General features: G+C 36.9%; 21 protein-coding genes. 13 read left to right on the forward strand and 8 right to left on the reverse strand.

The annotated features are described in order from the left end of the window. Nucleotides 1–6 precede the first annotated feature (6 nt). From EGI24_RS07750 to EGI24_RS07760, 3 genes are all read right to left on the reverse strand, one after another. A complete protein-coding gene (locus tag EGI24_RS07750; RefSeq protein WP_255047795.1) occupies nt 7–663 on the reverse strand; it encodes a hypothetical protein in 657 nt (218 codons plus the stop codon). A 10-nt stretch (nt 664–673) separates the two neighbouring features. Continuing rightward, nucleotides 674–1,453: an alpha/beta fold hydrolase gene (locus EGI24_RS07755; RefSeq protein WP_255047796.1), complete on the reverse strand. Its 780-nt coding sequence runs from the start codon at nt 1,451–1,453 to the stop codon at nt 674–676. A gap of 105 nt (nt 1,454–1,558) precedes the next feature. Continuing rightward, nucleotides 1,559–2,296, reverse strand: coding sequence for a 1-acyl-sn-glycerol-3-phosphate acyltransferase (locus tag EGI24_RS07760; protein ID WP_255047797.1), 738 nt, complete (start codon nt 2,294–2,296; stop codon nt 1,559–1,561). Nucleotides 2,297–2,441: 145 nt separating this feature from the next. Here EGI24_RS07760 and EGI24_RS07765 point away from each other — a divergent pair, with 145 nt between their 5' ends. Further along, nucleotides 2,442–3,425 (forward strand): acyl-ACP desaturase, encoded by a 984-nt coding sequence (locus tag EGI24_RS07765; RefSeq protein ID WP_255047798.1) that lies wholly within the window; start codon nt 2,442–2,444, stop codon nt 3,423–3,425. 108 nt (nt 3,426–3,533) lie between these two features. Next, nucleotides 3,534–3,896 (forward strand): VanZ family protein, encoded by a 363-nt coding sequence (locus tag EGI24_RS07770; RefSeq protein ID WP_255047799.1) that lies wholly within the window; start codon nt 3,534–3,536, stop codon nt 3,894–3,896. Between the two features lie 52 nt (nt 3,897–3,948). Here the strand turns inward: EGI24_RS07770 and aspS are convergent, their stop codons facing one another. From aspS to EGI24_RS07790, 4 genes are all read right to left on the reverse strand, one after another. Continuing rightward, nucleotides 3,949–5,700, reverse strand: a complete 1,752-nt coding sequence (gene aspS / locus EGI24_RS07775; protein WP_255047800.1) for an aspartate--tRNA ligase — start codon at nt 5,698–5,700, stop codon at nt 3,949–3,951. Nucleotides 5,701–5,828: 128 nt separating this feature from the next. Beyond that, entirely contained in the window at nt 5,829–6,032 is a 204-nt protein-coding gene (locus tag EGI24_RS07780) for a PspC domain-containing protein (RefSeq protein WP_255047801.1), read from the reverse strand. A gap of 80 nt (nt 6,033–6,112) precedes the next feature. Then, the gene (locus EGI24_RS07785) at nt 6,113–6,526 is read right to left on the reverse strand and encodes a hypothetical protein (protein ID WP_255047802.1); all 414 of its coding nucleotides are present in this window, start codon (nt 6,524–6,526) and stop codon (nt 6,113–6,115) included. A gap of 54 nt (nt 6,527–6,580) precedes the next feature. Next, nucleotides 6,581–7,111, reverse strand: coding sequence for a DsrE family protein (locus EGI24_RS07790; protein WP_255047803.1), 531 nt, complete (start codon nt 7,109–7,111; stop codon nt 6,581–6,583). A gap of 111 nt (nt 7,112–7,222) precedes the next feature. Between EGI24_RS07790 and EGI24_RS07795 the strand changes: the two genes are divergently transcribed. From EGI24_RS07795 to EGI24_RS07820, 6 genes are all read left to right on the forward strand, one after another. After that, entirely contained in the window at nt 7,223–7,939 is a 717-nt protein-coding gene (locus EGI24_RS07795; RefSeq protein WP_255047804.1) for a pirin family protein, read from the forward strand. 4 nt (nt 7,940–7,943) lie between these two features. After that, nucleotides 7,944–8,795 (forward strand): pirin family protein, encoded by an 852-nt coding sequence (locus EGI24_RS07800; protein WP_255047805.1) that lies wholly within the window; start codon nt 7,944–7,946, stop codon nt 8,793–8,795. A 137-nt stretch (nt 8,796–8,932) separates the two neighbouring features. Beyond that, nucleotides 8,933–11,479, forward strand: a complete 2,547-nt coding sequence (locus EGI24_RS07805) for a M14 metallopeptidase family protein (protein WP_255047806.1) — start codon at nt 8,933–8,935, stop codon at nt 11,477–11,479. Nucleotides 11,480–11,490: 11 nt separating this feature from the next. After that, nucleotides 11,491–13,122: an amidohydrolase gene (locus EGI24_RS07810; RefSeq protein WP_255047807.1), complete on the forward strand. Its 1,632-nt coding sequence runs from the start codon at nt 11,491–11,493 to the stop codon at nt 13,120–13,122. 12 nt (nt 13,123–13,134) lie between these two features. Then, the gene (locus tag EGI24_RS07815) at nt 13,135–13,959 is read left to right on the forward strand and encodes a serine protease (protein WP_255047808.1); all 825 of its coding nucleotides are present in this window, start codon (nt 13,135–13,137) and stop codon (nt 13,957–13,959) included. A 102-nt stretch (nt 13,960–14,061) separates the two neighbouring features. After that, entirely contained in the window at nt 14,062–15,723 is a 1,662-nt protein-coding gene (locus EGI24_RS07820) for an AMP-binding protein (protein WP_255047809.1), read from the forward strand. 212 nt (nt 15,724–15,935) lie between these two features. Here the strand turns inward: EGI24_RS07820 and EGI24_RS07825 are convergent, their stop codons facing one another. Next, a complete protein-coding gene (locus tag EGI24_RS07825; protein ID WP_255047810.1) occupies nt 15,936–17,555 on the reverse strand; it encodes a sodium:solute symporter family transporter in 1,620 nt (539 codons plus the stop codon). Between the two features lie 97 nt (nt 17,556–17,652). On the opposite strand from EGI24_RS07825, the gene EGI24_RS07830 reads away from it, so the two are divergent. The 5 genes from EGI24_RS07830 to EGI24_RS07850 all read left to right on the forward strand — a co-directional run bounded on the left by EGI24_RS07830 (nt 17,653) and on the right by EGI24_RS07850 (nt 21,153). Then, nucleotides 17,653–18,957, forward strand: a complete 1,305-nt coding sequence (locus EGI24_RS07830; protein WP_255047811.1) for a sensor histidine kinase KdpD — start codon at nt 17,653–17,655, stop codon at nt 18,955–18,957. Nucleotides 18,958–18,965: 8 nt separating this feature from the next. Next, complete coding sequence (locus tag EGI24_RS07835; protein WP_255047812.1) at nt 18,966–19,646, forward strand: response regulator transcription factor; 681 nt, start codon at nt 18,966–18,968, stop codon at nt 19,644–19,646. Between the two features lies 1 nt (nt 19,647). Continuing rightward, complete coding sequence (locus EGI24_RS07840) at nt 19,648–19,995, forward strand: DoxX family protein (protein ID WP_255047813.1); 348 nt, start codon at nt 19,648–19,650, stop codon at nt 19,993–19,995. A gap of 19 nt (nt 19,996–20,014) precedes the next feature. Next, on the forward strand, nt 20,015–20,467 hold the full coding sequence (locus EGI24_RS07845) for an FKBP-type peptidyl-prolyl cis-trans isomerase (protein ID WP_255047814.1): 453 nt from the start codon (nt 20,015–20,017) through the stop codon (nt 20,465–20,467). A 140-nt stretch (nt 20,468–20,607) separates the two neighbouring features. Continuing rightward, on the forward strand, nt 20,608–21,153 hold the full coding sequence (locus EGI24_RS07850; RefSeq protein ID WP_255047815.1) for a hypothetical protein: 546 nt from the start codon (nt 20,608–20,610) through the stop codon (nt 21,151–21,153). Nucleotides 21,154–21,171: the final 18 nt, after the last annotated feature.

Here is a 21,171-nt window from a genome sequence, read left to right on the forward strand (position 1 = left end):
GGAATTTTAGATGCTCAAATATTTCATTAAAAGGTCGTAGCGGTCCTTTTCTATGTTTGTAACTGGCTCTGAGGCAAAGTAAGATACTACATCATAACCATATCTTTCAAGAGAGTTTACAACTCCACTTATCTGGGCGATATCAAGTTTGAGTGTAAGGTGCATTTGGTTTTGACTGTCACTAGAAAGAAACAGGCTTATGATTTTTGCATATTCATATTCAACTATTTTCGATATTTCGGTAAGAGAATACTCCTTATTGTGAAGATTTATTTCAAGAATTCCACCATTATCATTCAAGGCCAATGCCCCTATGAACCTTTCGTTGGCTTCTTTTTTTTCTATAACCCCAAGAAATATGCCGGCTGTGTCAAACACAGGTAGAAGATCAAATGCTGTTTGAGAAAATACCTTAATGAGCTCTAATATCGGTAAGTTTGAATCGATTTTAAGTTCGACCATTTCAGGTCTAATCTCTTCAAGTAAAGTGTCATAGTCATAGTTGAGTAGGAAATCCTCCGAGAAAAAACCCGAAAAGATTTCATCATGGAGATATGGCAAATGTGAGTTTTTACATTCGCTCATGAGTTGTAATGCTCGATCAACATTGTCTGTTTGTTTCAAAACAGGTATGTTGCTATCTATTAATTCTTTGGCTACCATAAGGTAGATGTTATTTGAGAACGGTTTCGGACATCATTATTTTTTCTAAAAAACCACCCATCATTTTGACAAAAGGCTCTGGCTGCTCCATCATAGGTGCATGGCAACATTTATCTATAAAATGCAATTCAGAATTCGGAATCAATCTGTTAAATTCATGACCAACATGTGGAGGTGTGATGGTGTCATTTAATCCCCAAATTAAGCATGTTGGCACTTTAATCGCGGGTATTTCCCTCGCCATGTTGGTTCTTTGTGCAGATTTAGCAATCTGAACTATATTCATGCATTTAGGGATACTCGACGTTATTTCAAAAACTTCATCTAGCAGCTCCTTGGTTGCTGTCTTTGGGTCATAAAAAGTATATTCTACTCTTTCTTTGATGTATTCATAAGATCCTCTTTTTGGGAAAGATCCACCCATGGTATTCTCGAAAAGACCCGAACTGCCAGTAAGGATAAGGGCTTTTACATTGTCTTGATGTGCTAGCGTGTATAAAAGTCCGACATGGCCACCCAATGAATTTCCGAGAAGGATAATGTCTTTTAGGTTTTTTAGGGCAACAAATCTTTCAATAAACGCCTGTAAGCCTTCTAAGCTGGCCTCTCTCATAGGCATTTCGTAGATGGGCATAACAGGAATAATTATCCTAAAATTTTTTCTAAATCCTTCTATTACACCATCAAAATTGCTCAGTGCACCAAAAAGTCCATGCAAAATGAGTAATGGCTGACCTTCACCTTCGTCTATATACTTAAACTCACCCTCACTGAAAATCTGGTAATTCATAAAATATTCTTTTGGTCTTGTTTGTTGTTCACCACACAAAATTCGTCAATAATACGAAAATCGAATGCTTTCTGACGTGAAAAAACGAAATAATTGGCAATAATGCTATAAATTGTTTAAAAAATCACTGATTTGCTTTTCTGATTCGACCACAATTTCTTCAGCAGTTTTTCCTTTGGTAGGTATTGGTGTCAAGGTTGTCCACGACATTTTCGTAAAACTTGTGAGTGGGAATATTCCTTTCGGGTTAAACTTTCCGGTATTTACGATTGCAATTGGAACGACGTCTGCTCCTGGACATTTTTTCAAAAGAGTGGCTACTCCTCCAACTGCGAACGGTTTGAGTTTGCCTGTTCTAGACCTTGTTCCCTCCGGGAAAATTACTCCCGAATAGTTGTTTTCTGAAATGTATTTTGCAAATCGAATAATTTCTCCAATAGCTTGTTTTGGGTCCTCTCTGTTTATTAAGGCGGCTTTTCCTACCCTTAAGTTGTATGATATACTCGGAATTCCTTTTGAGAGTTCAACTTTTGAGATAAACAATGGTGTGTTTTTTCTTAGAAACCAAATGATGCCAGGAATGTCAAACATACTTTGGTGGTTAGAAATAAAAATGATGGTTTTGTCTGTCGGGAGTTTGACCTTTTGAGAAAAGGAAATACTTGAGCCAGTCAAATACCACCCAAACACTATCCAGAAATTCAGCCATTCTACAGTTTTTTGATGAGCTTTTTGTCCAAATAATTCATAGGCTATGAATTGAATAGGATGAAAAATAACCAAAAGGATACCAAAATAGAGAATATAGATGGAGCCGAGTATATAGTCAAGAATCTTTTTCACAAAAACTTTTTTTGTGCAAATTTAAAGCTATTTTTTTATTGTAATAAGTAAAATGAGTTTTGAATTCGACTAAGATTTTGGAAGTTTGAGATTGGGGGCAGTTTATTTTTATTTACTTTTGTCCATTATTTAAATAATTAAATTTATGAAATCACCACTTTCGAGAATTGAAGTGATGAAGTTTGTTGGAGAGAAATTGGATAGCTTGATAGAAGAATTTCTTAATCCAATAGAAACAAACTGGCAGCCAACGGATTTTTTGCCCGATTCTACAAAAGAGAATTTTACTACAGAAATAAAGGAGCTTCAAGAATCTTGCAGAGAACTTCCTTATGACTATATGGCCGTTTTGGTGGGAGATTGCGTTACTGAAGAAGCACTTCCGACTTATTCTTCTTGGTTGATGGCCGTTGAAGGGGTAAATCAAGTAGAACAACAACAATCTGGCTGGACAAAGTGGGTGAGGTGGTGGTCAGCCGAAGAAAACAGACATGGAGATTTGTTAAACAAATATTTGTATTTGTCTGGCAGAGTAAATATGAAAGAAATGGAGACCTCTACGCAATGGTTAATTGCAGATGGTTTTGATATTGAAACGGACACAGATCCTTATAAAAACTTTGTGTATACTTCTTTTCAAGAATTGGCCACCAATGTTTCGCACCGTAGAACGGCTACCTTGGCTAAGAAATTTGGCAACAGTCACTTATCCAAAGTATGTGGTGTGATAGCGGCCGACGAAATGCGTCATGCCAAAGCTTACAAAACTTTTGTTGAACGTTTCTTTGAAGTAGATCCTTCGGAAATGATGATTGCTTTTGAGTACATGATGAAAAAGAAAATAGTTATGCCTGCTCATTTTCTAAGAGAAACAGGTCAAAAAATGGGAGATGTTTTTTCGCATTTCTCGGATTCTGCTCAACGTTTAGGTGTTTATACTACCATGGATTATATCAAGATTTTGGAAGATTTGTTGGTAGATTGGAAAATAGATAAGATTTCGGAGTTGAATGATTCTGCTGAAAAAGCCAGAGATTACTTGATGGCTTTGCCGAATAGATTGAAGAGAATTGCAGATAGAACCAAGGTTCCTGAACTAGAATACGAATTTAGTTGGATAACCAGATAAGGTTTATTTTTAATATTTTGAAAAGTACTGGCGTAAATCAGTACTTTTTTTGTTTTAAGGAAGTTGTTAACGCAAATATTGTTTTTTGTTCATCCTAATTTTTAGAAAATGTTTTTAAAGAAATTGCACGATTTGTTCTATCTAAAACCATACTTTTCCATATTTTTAACTGTTATTATTGGTATTTTGTGCTTTATTCCTTCCGAAAATATTCCAGATGTTTCAGGGGATGATAAAACTGCTCATTTTGTGGCTTTTGCAGTCTTGGGTTTTTCTTGGTTTATGTTTTTGAAAAATTATGGTAAAGTAGCCATCGGTCTTACTTTTTTTGCCGTTTTTATTGAGTTTGTTCAGTACTTATTGCCTGTAAGTTTTCATAGAGCTTTTGATCTATTAGATATTTTGGCTGATGTTTTAGGCATCGGCATTGGTTTTGCAATTGCTTTTGTTTTTAATAAAATCGTGAAATAAAAAAGAGCTAAATCGTTAGAAATAGCTCTTTTTGGATATTGAAAAGCGAGGATTATTTTGTTGCCACATTTATACTTAATTCTTTCAATTGCAAGTCTGAAATACTTGATGGTGAGTCTATCATTACATCTCTACCACTGTTGTTTTTCGGGAAAGCGATGAAGTCTCTGATGGATTCCGCTCCACCAAATAGTGAAACCAATCTGTCAAAACCGAATGCCAAACCTGCATGAGGAGGTGCACCGTATTCAAAGGCTTCCATCAAGAAACCAAATTGTTTTTTGGCCTCTTCGTCAGAAAATCCAAGGATTTCGAACATTCTTTGTTGCAATGGTTTTTGGAAAATCCTCACCGAACCACCGCCAACTTCTGTTCCATTGATTACCATGTCATAAGCATTGGCTCTTACTTTGCCCAAATCTGTGTCCAACAAAGCGACGTCTTCAGGTTTTGGTGCTGTGAATGGATGGTGCATAGCAAACCAACGATTTTCGTCTTCACCAAACTCCAAAAGTGGGAAATCAACCACCCAAAGTACTTTGTACTCATCAGGATTTCTCAATCCCAATCTGTTACCCATTTCAAGGCGAAGTTCGTTAAGTTGTTTTCTTGCTTTGTCTGCTTGCCCTGAAATGATTAGAATCAAATCACCAGCTTTGGCATTGAATTTCTCTCCAATGGCTTTTAAGTCTTCTTCAGAATAGAATTTATCCACAGAAGATTTTACGGTTCCGTCAGCATTAAATCTGATATAAACCAATCCTTTGGCTCCAATCTGTGGGCGTTTCATCCACTCGGTTAGCTCGTCTATTTGTTTTCTTGTATATTCTGCACATCCAGAGGCATTTATGCCTACTATGAGTTCTGCATCATCAAAAACTTGGAATCCTTTGTTTTGAACCAATTCGTTTAATTCAACAAATTTCATGTCGAATCTGATGTCTGGCTTATCACATCCATAGAATTTCATCGCATCTGCATAGGTCATTCTTGGAACTTCAGGAAGATCAATTCCTTTAACCGTTTTGAACAAATGTTTTATTAATCCTTCAAACATATTCAATACATCCTCTTGCTCCACAAATGACATTTCGCAGTCTATTTGTGTAAACTCAGGCTGGCGGTCTGCTCTTAAATCTTCGTCTCTGAAGCACTTTACTATTTGATAGTATCGGTCAAATCCCGAAATCATTAATAGTTGCTTGAAAGTCTGAGGTGACTGAGGAAGAGCATAAAACTCACCTGGATTCATTCTGCTTGGCACCACAAAGTCTCTAGCACCTTCTGGAGTAGATTTTATCAAAACGGGAGTTTCTACTTCTATAAATTGTTGAGCATCAAGATATATTCTTGTTTGTTGAGCTACTTTATGTCTCAAAAGTAAGTTTTGACGAACTGTATTTCTTCTTAAGTCAAGATAACGATACTTCATTCTAAGTTCATCGCCACCGTCTGTTTCGTCTTCTATAAGGAACGGAGGCAATTTGGCTGGATTCAATATTTCGATATTTTCCACCAAAATTTCTACTGCACCTGTATCTATTTTATCATTTTTTGATAAACGCTCAATTACTTTACCCTCAGCTTTTATAACAAATTCTCTACCCAATGAACGCACTTTTTCTAGAACAGTAGCTTCAGTTTTTCCTTCTTCAAATATTAATTGAGTGATGCCATAGCGATCTCTTAAATCTACCCAAACCATGCCGCCTTTGTCTCTTACTTTCTGAACCCAGCCACACAAAGTAACTGATTCACCAAGACTAGAAATTCGAAGTTCTCCACAAGTATGTGTCCTTAACATGCTAATTGTTTTTTTGAAATTGGCTGCAAAAGTAGTGAAATCTTTTCCAAATGCCTCGAGATTTGGCAAAATGTTGCCAGCCAATTGGTAGTTCCAGTTGTATTGATTTGTAATTAGAAATTGAATTATTAAATATTGATGGAATCTTCTTTAGGAACAATGAAAGCTAAAATGAGGTAAACAATAACCAACGATCCGAAGCTAAAAAATGTAGTTAATGCCACAAGCACCCTTACAATGGTAGGGTCAATTTCGAAATACTTGCCCAATCCACCACAAATACCCAAAAACATGGCCTCTTTTCCGGTTGTTCTTTTAAGTTTCTTTTCCATTGATTGTTAAATGTTTGATTAAAATTAATAAAAAAACCTCTTGAATTTCAAGAGGTTTGAATATTTATTTGGTTTGGTTCTTACCAACTAAAAGGATTCCATAAACCACCTACACCCCAAAGCACAGTGGCTATTAAACAACCAAACAATGCCTTTCTAACTTGGTCTTTATCGTGGTCAGTCACTAGATATACAATTGCAAGTCCAATAACCCCTAAACAGCAACCCCACCAAAATCCACTTACCAATGGCATATCTTTAACAGCACTAAGGGAACTGGCAGCAGTGTCATCCAAAAGTTCTACACCATTTATAAGTTCTGGATTGTTGACTTTAATTTCGCTCAATGTGGTTTGTGGATTGGCTTCCACGTAGGCTTCTAATTGGTTAATTTGGTTAAATTCGGTTTTGCTGACGTTGTTTTCAAATTCTCCGTTTGCAAAAATGTTAGAAAATGTAAAGGTTACGATTAGGCTTAAAATTACTTTCTTCATTGTTAAATAGTGTTTTTGTTTAAAGATGTATTTTGTTTTGAATAGGTTGCATTATTAATGTAAAGTTATCAAGGAGTATCCTAGACTCTGAAAATGGCTCAATGCTAAAAGTGCTCCATGGGCCACTCTGATATTGCTATTTTTTTTATAATCAACAAGTTTACGCATTCTAAGGGATTGACCACAAACGTAAAATTTAACTCCATTTTCTCCAAGTTTATTTATTACTTCAGTGTTCGGATTTTTTTCCTTGTATTCTGTCATAAAAGATTCATCGCTCAAAATGGTAGGTGTCGCCTGGAAATGAATAACCACTACAATATCTAGATTTTCTTTTTTTACACCAGCCAAACCATGTAAATTTATAAATCTGGCAACAGATTCAAAACCAGGGTTCATTTCTGTTGTTTGATTTTTGGCGGCAGCTGTTATATCAAAAACCGCCTTGTATTTTTTGTTTGGGTCAACCAATTGTTCGGCTTCGGGAATAGGGAAAACTCCACCATATGAATCTATCTCTGGAAATTGTCTTTGCGAAAATGCTGATAATGAAGCAATAAGTAATAATGGCAGAAGGAATTTCATAAATAGTTTGTTTTTTTGTTTAAAAATATGAAAAGTATTTGATGATTTTAAAATTTTATGAACTAATTAACATTTAATTATGTAATGACATTAAATACAAATGTAAATTATATGAAAACAATATTTAAAGCAGCCAACGACAGAGGACACGCCAACCATGGTTGGTTAGATTCTTATCATACATTTAGTTTTGCCAATTATTATAATCCGCAATGGGAGCATTTTGGAGCGTTGAGAGTGCTGAACGATGACCACGTCTCAGGGGGAATGGGATTTGGTAAACACCCACATGATAACATGGAGATAGTTTCGATACCGCTCGAAGGTGCTTTGGAACACCAAGATAGTATGGGCAATAAAACGGTAATTCGTAAAGGCGAAGTTCAAATTATGTCTGCTGGAACAGGCGTGGCCCACTCTGAGAAGAATGAAGACGCTAAAAGTCCTGTAAAGTTTTTACAGATTTGGGTATTTCCTGAAAAAAGAAATATAGCTCCTAGGTATGAGCAAAAAGTGTTTGATATGGAGGGTAGAAAAGACAAATTCCAAACTGTGGTTTCGCCTTTAGGTAAATCAGACGAAGGTATAAAAATGAACCAGCAGTCTTGGTTTACTTTGAGTGATTTGTCAGCAGGAAAAACGTTGACTTACGAATTAAAGAATGCCCAAAACGGCGTTTATGTATATATTTTGGAAGGGTCTGTAGAAATAGCAGGTAAATCATTGGGCAGAAGAGACGGTTTGGGCATTTGGGAAACTGAAACTATTGAAGTCAAAGCCATTACTGATGCTGAAATACTCTTAATGGAAGTCCCGATGACTTTTTAAGGAAATGAAAAAAGAGATCATAAAAATAACAAGTTCATCTGCTCAAAGAGTTGGTGAACACAAAATGTATCAGCCCATTCCGGATGTTGGCATAGAACAAATTAGCCCATTTATATTGTTGCATCACCACGGACCGCATGAATTCGCTCCACATAACCAAGGATTGCCATTTGGACCGCATCCCCACAGGGGTTTTGAGACGTTGACTTTTATATTGGATGGAGAAATAGAACACGCAGATGGCCATGGCCATCGGTCAGTAATAAAAAGTGGTGGCGTACAATGGATGACTGCAGCGAGAGGAATTGTTCATTCCGAAAATCTTTCGGCAAATCAGCGTGAAAATGGGGGCAAAATGGAAATTCTTCAGCTTTGGATGAATCTTCCCGCGGCATTGAAAATGAGCCAACCAAACTATCAAGGTTTTCAAGAAAGCGAAATTCCTAAGGTTATCAGTGAAGACACCAAAACGGATATTGCAATAATTTCAGGTGCGTTGGAAGGGAAAATTGGAGCTGCCCAATCTATCACAGGTCTGAAAATGTTTAACATTAACATGAAAGAAGGCGGTGAACTTTCTTTGAAAATAGAAGAAGGAAAAAACGTTTTGTTCTATGTCATCGACGGAGAGGTTTTGGTGAATGGTAAATTGGTAATTGGACACCAATTGGCGGTTTTTGACACAAGTAATACGGATATTGACTTAAAAGCACAGTCTGAAACTCGGATAATTTTTGGAACTGGTGACCCCATAAACGAGCCAATGGTTTCTCAAGGGCCGTTTGTGATGAACACCACCACGGAGTTGATGCAAGCCATGCGAGATTATCAAATGGGTAAAATGGGTGTGATGTAACATTGGTTTTGGACCCTATTTTCTACTGAGGAGACTTAATGTTATTGGGTCTCTTTCTTTTTTGGTCAAAAAATACGCTAGTAATTAGAAATATGCTTAATTTGGGTCTAATTACACCATTAACCATCGTTTTATTCATGAAAAAAACATTACTCTTAGTTATTGCCCTGCTTTCCTGCATTTCGGTTTTTTCTCAAAATGACTATTTTTTACCGAAAAAAAGTCTAAATTCTCAAATACCCTCTCCGCAGCAATTTTTGGGATATCCAATTGGGAGCCATCATACCAGATATGATAAAATAGTGGAATACATGCGGGTTTTAGAAAAAGCCTCAGACAGAATAAAAGTAGTAAGCATTGGCGAAACCAATGAGCATAGAGAGCAAATTATCGTCCATTTTGCCAAACCTGAAAATCTGGCGAAACTAGAGACGATTCGTAAAAATCATTTGGATATAGTTGAAGGTAAAAGTGTTGATTTTGAAAATCAACCATCAGTCGTTTGGCTGGGTTATAATGTTCATGGAAACGAAGCTTCAGGTGGTGAAGCATCTTTGCTAACTGCCTATTATTTGGCAGCGATTCAAGGAGACGAAGCCGCTAAGGTGTATGATAATGCTGTGTTCTTGATGGAACCCATCGTGAATCCTGATGGAAGAGATAGATTCAATAATTGGGTAAATATGCACAAAGGCGAACCCAATGTGACTGATCCTAACGACCGCGAACACAACGAAGTTTGGCCATCGGGTAGGGTTAATCATTATTGGTTTGACTTGAACAGAGACTGGTATTTGGCAGTTCACAAAGAATCTCGCAACCGTTTAAAATATTATCACCAATGGATGCCCAATGTAGTGACGGATTTTCATGAAATGGGAACGAACAGTACACACTTCTTTGAGCCAACAAAAAGTAATGCTGAAAATCCACTGGTTACACAAGATAATTACAAGATGTTGAATGGCAAATTTGCCAAGTATTTTGAAAATGCAATGAACGAAATTGGTTCATTTTACTATACCAAAGAATCATTTGATAATTTCTATCCAGGCTACGGTAGTTCTTATCCTGATATGCAGGGTGGTTTGGGCTTGTTATTTGAGCAAGGAAGTAGCCGAGGTCACGCTCAGGAATCAGATAACGGTGTTTTGACTTATAAATTTGCTGTTAGAAATCAATTGGTAAACGCCATTGCCACCATTCATGCAGGTGTAGGCGAAAGAAAAATATTGTTAAAACATCAGTCAGACTTCTTCAAGAACATTGAAAAAGATGCTTCTAAAAATCTAACGAAAGGATATGTTATTGGCGACGATTTTGATCAGAACAGAAATAAAGCTTTCTGGGATTTGTTGCTGCAACACAAAATAAAAGCCTTTCAGCTTAAAAACGACACGAAAGTTGGAGATCAAAGTTTTAAGAAAGGAAGTGCGATATTCATTCCGCTGAACCAACCCCAGTCTTTATTGGTAAAATCTATTTTCGACAGGCCAAAATCTTTTGCTGACAGTGTTTTTTATGATACTTCAACTTGGAATCTTGCCTTGGCTTTCGGACTAAAACATGCTGAAACGAAAGTTTTGCCGGAATTGGGAGCTGCGATACTTGAAGCTTCATTAGAAATTAAGACAAATGAGTTTACAAGATCAGATTATGCTTATTTGATTGACTGGAGAGATTACAATGCTGCTAAAGCCTTATATAAGCTTTTGGACAAAGATATTTTGGTAAAAGTGGCCTTGAAATCTTTCGCAAATGGTGGAAAAAGCTGGTCGCATGGAAGTTTACTGATTCCTGTTCAAAATCAAAAGATAGGTTCTCAGGAGCTTTCAGAAATATTAAAGCAAGTTCAAAACTCATCAAATGTGGAAATTTTTCCTGTTTCAACAGGATTTAGCTCAGCAGGTATAGATTTAGGCAGTAATTCTTTCAAAACGGTTTTGAAACCCAAAGCCATGGTTTTGGCAGGCTTGGGTACAAGTCAGTACGAAGTGGGCGAGATTTGGCATCTTTTAGAAACTAAGTTGCAAATGCCAATAACGAAATTGGAACTGACTCAATTTGCCCGGGTGAATTTGAACTCTTATTCGCATTTGGTGATGGTAAGCGGCCAATACGATGCACTTAATGATGCTTCTATAAAGAAAATTAAGGATTGGGTAAAACAAGGGGGGAATTTGATTACACTAAAAACTGCTTCAGAATGGGCTATTAAAAAGGAGATATCGGAATCAAAAGTTATAGCAGTTGAGACAGAAAAAGACCCAAAAAGAATGAATTTTGAAAAGCTTACAGATGCTTTGGGTGCTAAATCTACAGGTGGGGCTATTTTTGAAGTAAATATTGATACTACCCATCCTTTGGGTTTTGGATTTGAATCTAATTCACTTCACGTTTATAGAAACAACAATACCTTTTTAGAAAAATCTAAAAATGCGGTTTCAACAGTCGCCCAATACACATCGAATCCATGGATTTGTGGTTATGTTCATCCGAGTTCGCTTTCAAAAATAGCCAATTCAGCAGCCATAATTTCTGAAACTTCAGGTGCTGGACAGATTATTTTGTTTTCTGATAATCCCAATTTTAGAGGAATATGGTTTGGTACCAATAAGCTATTTTTCAATGCCTTGTTTTTTAGCTCGGCTTTGGGTTCACAAAGATTCGGAAACGAAGAATAAATTATTTTGAAATGAAGAAGATAATAACAATTTTACTATTTACCAATTTGGCTTTTGCCCAAAAAAAGCAGGTTGATTTAATGGTTTATCATGCCCAAGTTTATACTGTAGATGCCAAATTTAGCAAAGCCAATGCTTTTGTTGTAAAAGATGGTCTTTTCGTTGAAGTTGGAGATTTTGCCACTTTGAATAAAAAATATTCCGCCAAAACTACGCTTGATTTAAAAAACAAGCCTGTTTTTCCAGGGTTTTATGATCCACATTCTCATTTTTTAGGTTTGGGTCAAATGCTCTCGCAGTGTGATTTGGTAGGGGCCAAGAGTTTCAAAGAAATCCTGACGAGGCTTCAAGAATTTAGAAAAGCGAATCCTAATCAGGATTGGCTAGTTGGCCGTGGTTGGGACCAGAACGATTGGGATGTCAAAGTTTTTCCAAACAAAGATGATTTAGACCAGATTTTCCCGAATGTTCCTGTGATGTTAACGAGAATCGATGGACACGCGATGTTGGTAAATTCCAAAGTCATTCAAATGGCTAAAATATCACCTTCCAGCAAAATATCTGGCGGTGATGTGGAAGTTGTTGACGGACAATTGACTGGTATATTAGTTGATAATGCCATGGGTTTGGTAAAAAGAGTTATGCCCAAAGAGGACGAGAAAGTGAAAAGACAGCAGATTTTGGCTGCCCAAGCTGAAAGCCTAAAATATGGTCTTACAACTGTCTCTGATGCAGGCGTCAGTCAAGACGACATAGAGCTGATGATGAAAATGCAGAATGAAGGAAGTCTGAAAATCAGAGACTATGCCATGGTTTCAGTTGGCATTCGTAATGTCGAATATTTCACAAAAAAGGGCATTATCAAAACTGATAGGATGAATGTACGGTCTTTCAAAGTTTATGCCGACGGTGCATTGGGGTCAAGAGGTGCGGTATTGTTAAAGCCTTATGCCGACCAAAGTTCTAATTCGGGTTTTTTGTTGACCAGCAAGAATGAAATGGATAAATATTTTTCTCAAATTTATAAGTCTGGTTATCAGGTTAATACACACTGCATTGGTGATTCTGCCAATAGGCTAGTTTTGGATTTGTACGGAAAATATCTAAAAGGTAAAAACGATAGAAGGTGGAGGATTGAACATTGTCAGGTGGTGAATCCAGCCGATGTGCCAAAGTTTGGTAAGTATTCCGTGATTCCATCTATTCAAGCTACTCATGCTACCTCAGATATGTACTGGGCCGAGGCCAGATTAGGCAAAGACAGGGTAAAGCATGCCTACCCGTTTGAGGAATTGAGAAAACAAAACGGATTAATAGCCAACGGTAGTGATTTCCCAGTGGAGTTTGTCAATCCTTTATTTGGTTTCCATTCGGCATTTGCTCGTCAGGATAACAACAACTGGCCAGCTGGAGGTTTTCAGATGGAAAATGCCCTGAGCAAAGAGAATGCTTTAAGAGCTATGACGATTTGGAGTGCCTATGCTAATTTTGAAGAGAAAGAAAGAGGTAGTATAGAAATGGGCAAAATGGCTGATTTTGTAGTATTGGAAGATGATATCATGGCAATTGAGGCATCCAAAATAAGAAGTGTAAGGGTATTGTCGACCTACATTGGAGGCGAAAAAGTATATTCCACAAAATAAAAATCTAATAGTATGTTTTCAGAAGCTTACAAAATCGCAACACAATATACTTTTCCATTGATTATTTCCAATCGGTTCTTTGATGGTACAATTGAAAGTGGATTGGGTAGTTTTGTAGTCATCAATGAGGAAGGGTGGATAATTACAGCAGCCCATGTTTTACAAGGGCTGCAATCTTTCCATGAACACCAAGGTCAAATTTTTAATTATAGAAACAGTTCCCAAACCTCTGATTTGGTACCTAATCCAAAGTGGATTACCAATCATTCTATGTGGTTTGGGGCTGATATTCATAGGGTAAATACCTTTCAAGTGTTGCATGACAACGATCTCGCTATTGGCAAAATAGAGAATTTTAATTCCGGTTTTGTTAAGCGATATCCTGTTTTTCAAAACCCACAAAACATACAGCCTGGAACAAGTTTGTGCAAGCTAGGCTATCCGTTCTATGATTTGCAAGCTAGCTTTTTAGATAATACCCATTCTTTTTCTTTTGACCCGTCTATTTTTCCTATTCCTATTTTCCCCATGGATGGCATTATGACAAGGCAGGTATTCAGTGGAAAAAGTCCTGATGGTCAGTATGATTACAAATGGATTGAGACCAGTACTCCAGGCTTGAGAGGGCAAAGTGGTGGGCCTACATTTGATAGGGAAGGGAGAATTTGGGCAATTCAGTCCAAAACCATTCATCTTCCTTTGGGATTTTCACCCAAAATTATGAAAGACGGCAAAGAAATCGAAGAAAATCAGTTTTTGAATTTGGGCCTTGGGATTCATGTCGAAACAATTCTTAAATTCTTGGATTTTTACAAAGTTAAATACCAGCTCGCTTAGAGATTTCTTTGAGATTCATAAAAGTTATGAGGATTAGTTTTGAGTTTTGTTAAATATCATTATTTTTACAAATGATATAACATTATTAACCCTTAAAAACCTATGGAAGTCACTAGAGAAAAATCTATCCTCGAATATTTTTATCATTGGGAAAAACATACTCCAAATGAGGTTTTTCTGAAACAACCATTCGGCGATGATTTTCTAGATTTTACCTGGCAAAAAGCTGGTGAGCAAATCCGGAAATTATCGAACTATATCAAAAGCTTGGGATTGGCACCTAAAAGTAACATTGCTTTGATTTCGAAGAATTGTGCTGAATGGATTATTACAGACTTAGCAATTATGCATTCAGGTCATGTTTCAGTTCCAATGTATCCCACATTAACAGCTGCCCAAGTCAATCAAATATTAGTGCATTCCGAAGCCAAACTGGTGTTTATTGGCAAACTGGACGATTGGCAACATATGAAAGCTGGTATTCCCTCAAATCTCCAATGTATCTCTTTCCCAAACTATAATGCTGATGATGAGCATGCACAGTGGGATGATATTATGGCGAATTACCCCATAGATACACAAGATACATTGCCAAATGGGAATGAACTTTTCACTATCATTTATACCTCTGGAACTACTGGAAACCCGAAGGGTGTTATGGTAGATTTTGCTGCAGTTTCTGAATGTCTTTATGCGACTCGAAATTTTGTTTTTGCGGAAAGAACTGGCACTCGATTTTTTTCGTATTTGCCTCTTTGCCACATAGCTGAACGAAACATAGTGGAATCTCTCGCAATTGTGACTGGTGGAGTGATTTTTTTTGCAGAAAATCTGGATACTTTTTCTAAAAATCTTCAAAATGCCAATCCAACTCATTTTCTGGCTGTTCCACGTATTTGGACCAAATTTCAGTTGGGGATTCTGTCAAAATTGCCACAAAAAAAGCTTAATATACTTTTAAGGATTCCAATTGTTAGCTCGCTTATTAAGAAAAAGATTAAGAAAGGCTTAGGTTTGTCAGAAACATGGATGTGTTATACTGGAGCTGCTCCCATGCCAGTTAGTTTGATACAATGGTTTGGGAAATTGGGCATTGATATCCATGAAGCTTATGGAATGACCGAAAACCTTGGAGCGGTATGTATGATGCCTTTAGGTAAAAAAGTAGAAGGCTCAGTTGGAAAAGTTTATCCAGGCATGGAAGTAAATATTGACAAAGACACCGGCGAGATTTTGACCAGGTCAAAATGGAATATGTTAGGTTATTACAAAGAGCCTCAAATGACCGCTGAAACTTTAGATAAAGAGGGCTGGATTCACACGGGGGATGTGGGAGAATTAGATAATGATGGGTATTTAAAAATAACTGGCAGAGTGAAGGAAATGTATAAAACTTCCAAAGGCGAGTACGTGGCACCTGCACAAATAGAAATGGGTTTTGCAGAGAATTCTAACGTTGAGCAGATTTGCGTAGTAGGGCAGAATCTTCCACAGCCGTTGGCCTTGGTGGTGTTGTCGGATATTGGTCGTAAGGTATCTAGGGCCGAATTGGTTGAAAACTTTAAGGAACAATTGAACACGCTAAACCCTACTTTAAAATCCTATGAAAAAGTCAAGAAAATAGTGGTTTTAAAAGAATTATGGACGGTTGAAAATAACAAAATGACTCCAACAATGAAAATCAAGCGAAATGTAATTGAGAAGGAGTTTGAGCCCAGTTATGAAAAATGGTATGAAGATTCACAAGTGATTATTTTTGAATAATATAAAACAAAAAAGGAGCGAAAGCTCCTTTTTTGTTTTCAAATGTATGATTTTTTCTAAAGAATTACACTTCGGCTCATTTCGACTCCGCTCAATGGCCGAAGTTTATGATTCGAGTTGAATGGTAGTAGGTAAAAGTAAGCCTAATCCAACTACTCCAGTTACCAATAACCAGTTTCCATTTCTTAAACAACTAATAACCAATTCCCCAATTACCAGAAATAAGAATAAAGGAACACAATAGTAGCAATAACAATCGTGGCTCCCACAGCAAATCCTTTGGTAGTTTTAAACATGGATGAATCCACCTCTAGACCTTTTTTCTCGTCAGGCAATACCAAACTAAGTACAAACATAACTACTACACAAATTACAAACACCCAGCCCATTCTATCTAAGAAAGGAACCGTAGTCCAATCTGTGCCTGGTAGCCAATTATTATGCATTGAAAGTGCTATGGCAAAACCACCCACGATGGCAAAGAAAGCCCCAGCTGAATTGGTTTTTTTCCAGAAAAAGCCCATAATAAATGCCGCAAATATACCCGGAGAAAGAAGTCCGGTCATTTCCTGAATAAACTGGAAGCCACCTTTTTTCTCAATTCCCATAAATGGAGAAATAACTATCGCCAAAATCATGGCCACTACAATGGTCCATCTTCCTACCAAAACCAATTTCTTTTCGGTCATATCTTTAGCAAAATATGGCTTAAATACATCTAAAGTAAAAATGGTAGAGATACTGTTGGCTTTTCCTGCTAAAGAAGCAACCACTGCGGCGGTAAGTGCTGCAAATGAAAGGCCTTTTAAGCCGACAGGCAATAAGTTCAATAGAACAGGATAGGCTCTGTCTTGGTTGAAAGTGCCATCTACTCCCAACATTTCTTGCTGAAACAAGCCTTTTTGATAGAGTGCATAAGCCGCTATTCCTGGAAGAGTTACAATTACTGGCATCAATAATTTCAAAAATGCTGCGAACAATAGACCGTTTCTTGCCGTGTTCAAATCTGCACCCAAGGCTCTTTGGGTAATGTATTGATTACAACCCCAATAGTTAAGGTTAACTATCCACATTCCACCAAATAATACCGTTAAGCCCGGTAGTGACATATAATTAGGATTACCTTTTGGATATATCATGTGAAAGTGATCATCGTGGTTTTGGGTCATCATCTTAAAGCCATTCACCAAACCGGTCAATTCGTATTTCTCTGATACCAATGTAACGGCCAAATAGGTTGCAGCTAAACCACCAATAACTAAGAAAAATACCTGAATTACATCTGTATAACCGATAACCTTCATACCACCAATGGTGATAACTATGGCAAAAACAGCCAAGAAAACCATACAGGTGTAAAAGTCTAGTCCTGAAATACCCGAAACCGCTAAAGCACCCAAATACAAGATAGAAGTGAGGTTTACCATGATATATAGCAACAACCAAAAAATAGCCATAATCAAGCTCACCGTTTTGTTATAACGTTGACTCAAAAACTGAGGCATTGTTGAAATGTTGTTTTTTAGATATATCGGCATGAAAAATACCGCAACAATGATAAGCGTGGCAGCAGCCATCCATTCATACGTAGAAATACCCAAGCCCATAGAAAAACCATTGCCAGACATGCCGATCATTTGCTCGGCAGAAATATTTGAAGCTATCAAAGAAGCTCCAATAGCCCACCATGTGAGCGAGCCTTCAGCCAAAAAGAAGTCTTTTGTGGAGGTTTCTTTGGTTTTCTTTCGATTATAAATCCAGTATCCGTATCCAGCCACTACAATAAAGTAGAAAAAGAAAACCAAGTAATCAAGGGTTTGTAATTTTTGCATATGTTAAAGGTTAAATAGAGAATAAAAGCCGCAAAATAAAGAAGCTAAGCCACATATTCAAGCATTCATTTAATTTCTTAAAAAACACTTATTATCTTTGTACGAATACAGCCCTTTCCCAAAAAGAAAATACAAAGAAACATTGAGTAGAAATACTATCAGACTTGTGATTATTTTAGGAGTGATTGCCATCAGTGGAATCATTGCTATTCAGATTTATTGGGTCAAAAAAGCATTCGATCTTAAAGATCAGCAGTTTAGACAAACCACCATGGTTGCACTTCGCAATGTGGCCAATCAGATTTCAAAATCTTATAAATTGGCTTCAATTGATAATCCTGTAAGTCAATATTCATCAGATTATTACGTCGTAAATCTTCGCTTGCCGCTTCAACAAAGCCTTTTGGAGCATTTACTCAAAGAAGAATTCAAAAAAAATAATATTAATACGGACTTTGAATACGGAATTTACGATTGTGAAACTGATAAAATTGTTTTTGGAGCTCACATAAATAGCGACTTTGAAGTTGAAGAATTAGATCATACCATTACGCTCCCAACTACAGATAAATTTCTTAATTATTTTGGGGTGAAATTTCCCAGTCAAAAGAGTTATTTGACTAGCAAGTTAGATTTTTGGATTGTTTCTTCCATAATCACCATGGTCGTGATGGCGTTTTTTGCCTACGCAATGTTTATTATTTTAAAACAAAAACGACTAAGTGAGGTTCAGAGGGATTTTATCAATAACATGACCCATGAATTTCAAACACCTATTTCCACCATCAAAATTGCTACAGATGTATTGGCCCAAAGTAAGATTTTGGAACAACCCGAACGTTTTAAGAAATATGTGCAAATCATAAAGCAAGAAAACAATCGCCTGAAAAACCAAGTGGAGGCCGTTTTGGCTACTGCCAAAATTGGAAGAGGGCAAATAGAATTAGATCTAAAACTTCAAGAATTGCACGAGATTATTGGAGAAGCATCTGATAGTGTAAAAGCAGAGCTGGAGGATAATTTTACGCTGGATTTGAAAGCCACTAAAACTACCATCAATGCCGACAGAATGCACCTGATGAATGTCATCAGGAATTTGATTGACAATGCCATTAAGTACTCGGGTAGACAACCCAAAATAAAGATAGCTACTCGGAATGAAAGTAACGCTTTGGTTATTTCCATTTCTGATGAAGGAATAGGCATAGCAAAAGAATATCTTCCTAAGATTTTTAATAAATTCTATAGGGTTCCAACAGGCAATTTACACAATGTCAAGGGATTTGGCCTTGGATTAAACTATGTAAAAGAGATTATCAACCTACATAAATGGAAAATAAATGTTGAAAGTGAAGTGGGCAAAGGCTCGGTTTTTGACATTTACATTCCTCTACCTGATTAAATAAAAAAATGGCTAAAATATTATATGTGGAGGACGATCCAAATTTGGGTTTTGTTACCAAAGACAACTTGGAAGAAGAAGGATTCGAAATCGTTCATTTTTCAGATGGAAAAGAGGCTTGGAAGTTTTTCAAGAAAGAAAAGTTTGATCTCTGTCTGCTAGATGTCAACCTTCCCGAATTGGATGGTTTTTCTTTGGCCGAAAAAATCAGAACTCAAAACTCTCAGATTCCGATCATTTTCTTGACCGCTAAAACGCTTCAAGAAGATAAGATAGCGGGACTCAAAATCGGTGGAGACGATTATATTACCAAACCATTTAGCATAGAAGAGTTGGTATTGAGAATTAGGGTTTTCCTTAAAAGAAATGCCGTTTCGGATTCTACGGCCACTACAGATGTTTTTTCGTGTGGCGACTATGAATTTTGTTTTTCTCAGCAAACACTTAAATTGGGCGAGGAAGTACAGAAGCTTACACATAGAGAGGCAGAGGTACTGAAGTTTTTGTGTGAGCGTAAAAACCAAATAACCAAACGTGAGGATATTCTGACGGCCATTTGGGGAAGAGATGACTACTTTTTGGGCCGTAGCATGGATGTATTCGTGACGAGAATCCGCAAAATGCTTTCCAACGACCCCAAAATAAAAATTGAAAATATACACGGTGTGGGTTTTAAATTAAACTGTTGATATGTTTGAATGGCATCAAGTACTTTGTAGCGTTTTATTTATAGTGGCTGGAGTTATGCATTTTGCCAAGCCTAAATTTTTCTTGTCTATAATGCCTCCATATTTGCCGTTTCACAATGAGGCGGTATGGATCAGTGGAATAGCCGAAATCGTATTTGGATATAATTTACTGTTGCCCAAAATGCAGGCGGCTTCGGCGTGGGGATTAATATTGCTCTTGATTCTCGTTTTTCCTGCTAATATTTACATGGCCACAGGGGAAAAATTCCAGAAAATATCTCCAATAATCCGTTGGGGTAGATTACCACTCCAAGCATTGTTGATATGGTGGGTGAGTTTATATTTATAAAAATCTTAAATTATTATTGATGAAATATTTTAATGTTCTCGTATTGTTATTTTTTTCTGTGTTAATTTTTTCATGTGAAAAAGACACGCTCCCAGGTACAGAAGACGAACAAATTGAAGCTTATATCAAAGACAAAAGTTTGGTCATAACCGAGAAAACCACCACAGGGTTGAGATATATCAGAACCAAAGAAAACGCTTCAGGTACATTGCTCACCAAAGGCAAAAAGGTCACACTCAACTATACCGGGAAGTTATTGACAGGTAAGAAGTTTGACTCAGGTTCTTTCAGTTTTGTTTTAGGTGGAGGCCAAGTTATCAAAGGTTTTGATGAAGGCATCGCCAAAATGCGGGTAGGAGAGTCTGCCTCCATAATTTTCCCATCTAGCCTTGGCTATGGCAGTTCAGGCACCAACGGCATACCTGGCAATTCTCCATTGTTGTTTGAGATAGAGATTCTCGCGGTTAATTAAATTTCACTCTATGTGTATCTTGCTGACGTGTAACAATTTTTAGCATTTTAAGTAATGTGAAAGTCGTTAAATGTCTTTTTTTATTGTTACAAAACTATTTATTTGCTGCACATTTTATATACCTTAAACACATAAACAATATGAATCCACCTATCCTTTGTACAGCTCTTTTTCTTCTATTCACGCTAAGTACCTCAGCCCAAGATTTGGTTGGTCGTAAAATAGTGAATGCTAATTTATATTTGAATGCTACATTTAATAGTGGAGAAAGGACTTCGACTTATACTACCACCATTTTGACTGGAAAAGTAAAGTCTGACAATACTTACTGGGCATTCGGAGCTGCATTAGATAACGTGAACATACAAAATTCTGATAATAATTTAGTGAATTTTGGCCCAGCTGTGGAATATGGAAAGTTCGTGAAGTTGGTAGATAAATTTTACATGGCTCCCGTAACGGGCGGAAGCATTCAAGGTGTATTTGGAGACCTACCTGGCATAAAAACCAATATTTATGCCATTCCGATAAGATTAATGTATGATTTCTCCAATCATTTTATGCTAAGTGCCTCTTTTGGAAGTGTAAACCTCAGTACCATATCAGTTCAAGGCTTTACAAATATTAACTTAAGTGGCTCATTGACTAATAACTCCTCTTTTGGGGTGTTTTATACTTTTAATTGAAACAATTGTTTAACATTC

Origin of the sequence: Lacihabitans sp. CS3-21, assembly GCF_024343675.1 — a bacterium.
In the GTDB taxonomy this organism is placed as follows: domain Bacteria; phylum Bacteroidota; class Bacteroidia; order Cytophagales; family Spirosomataceae; genus Leadbetterella.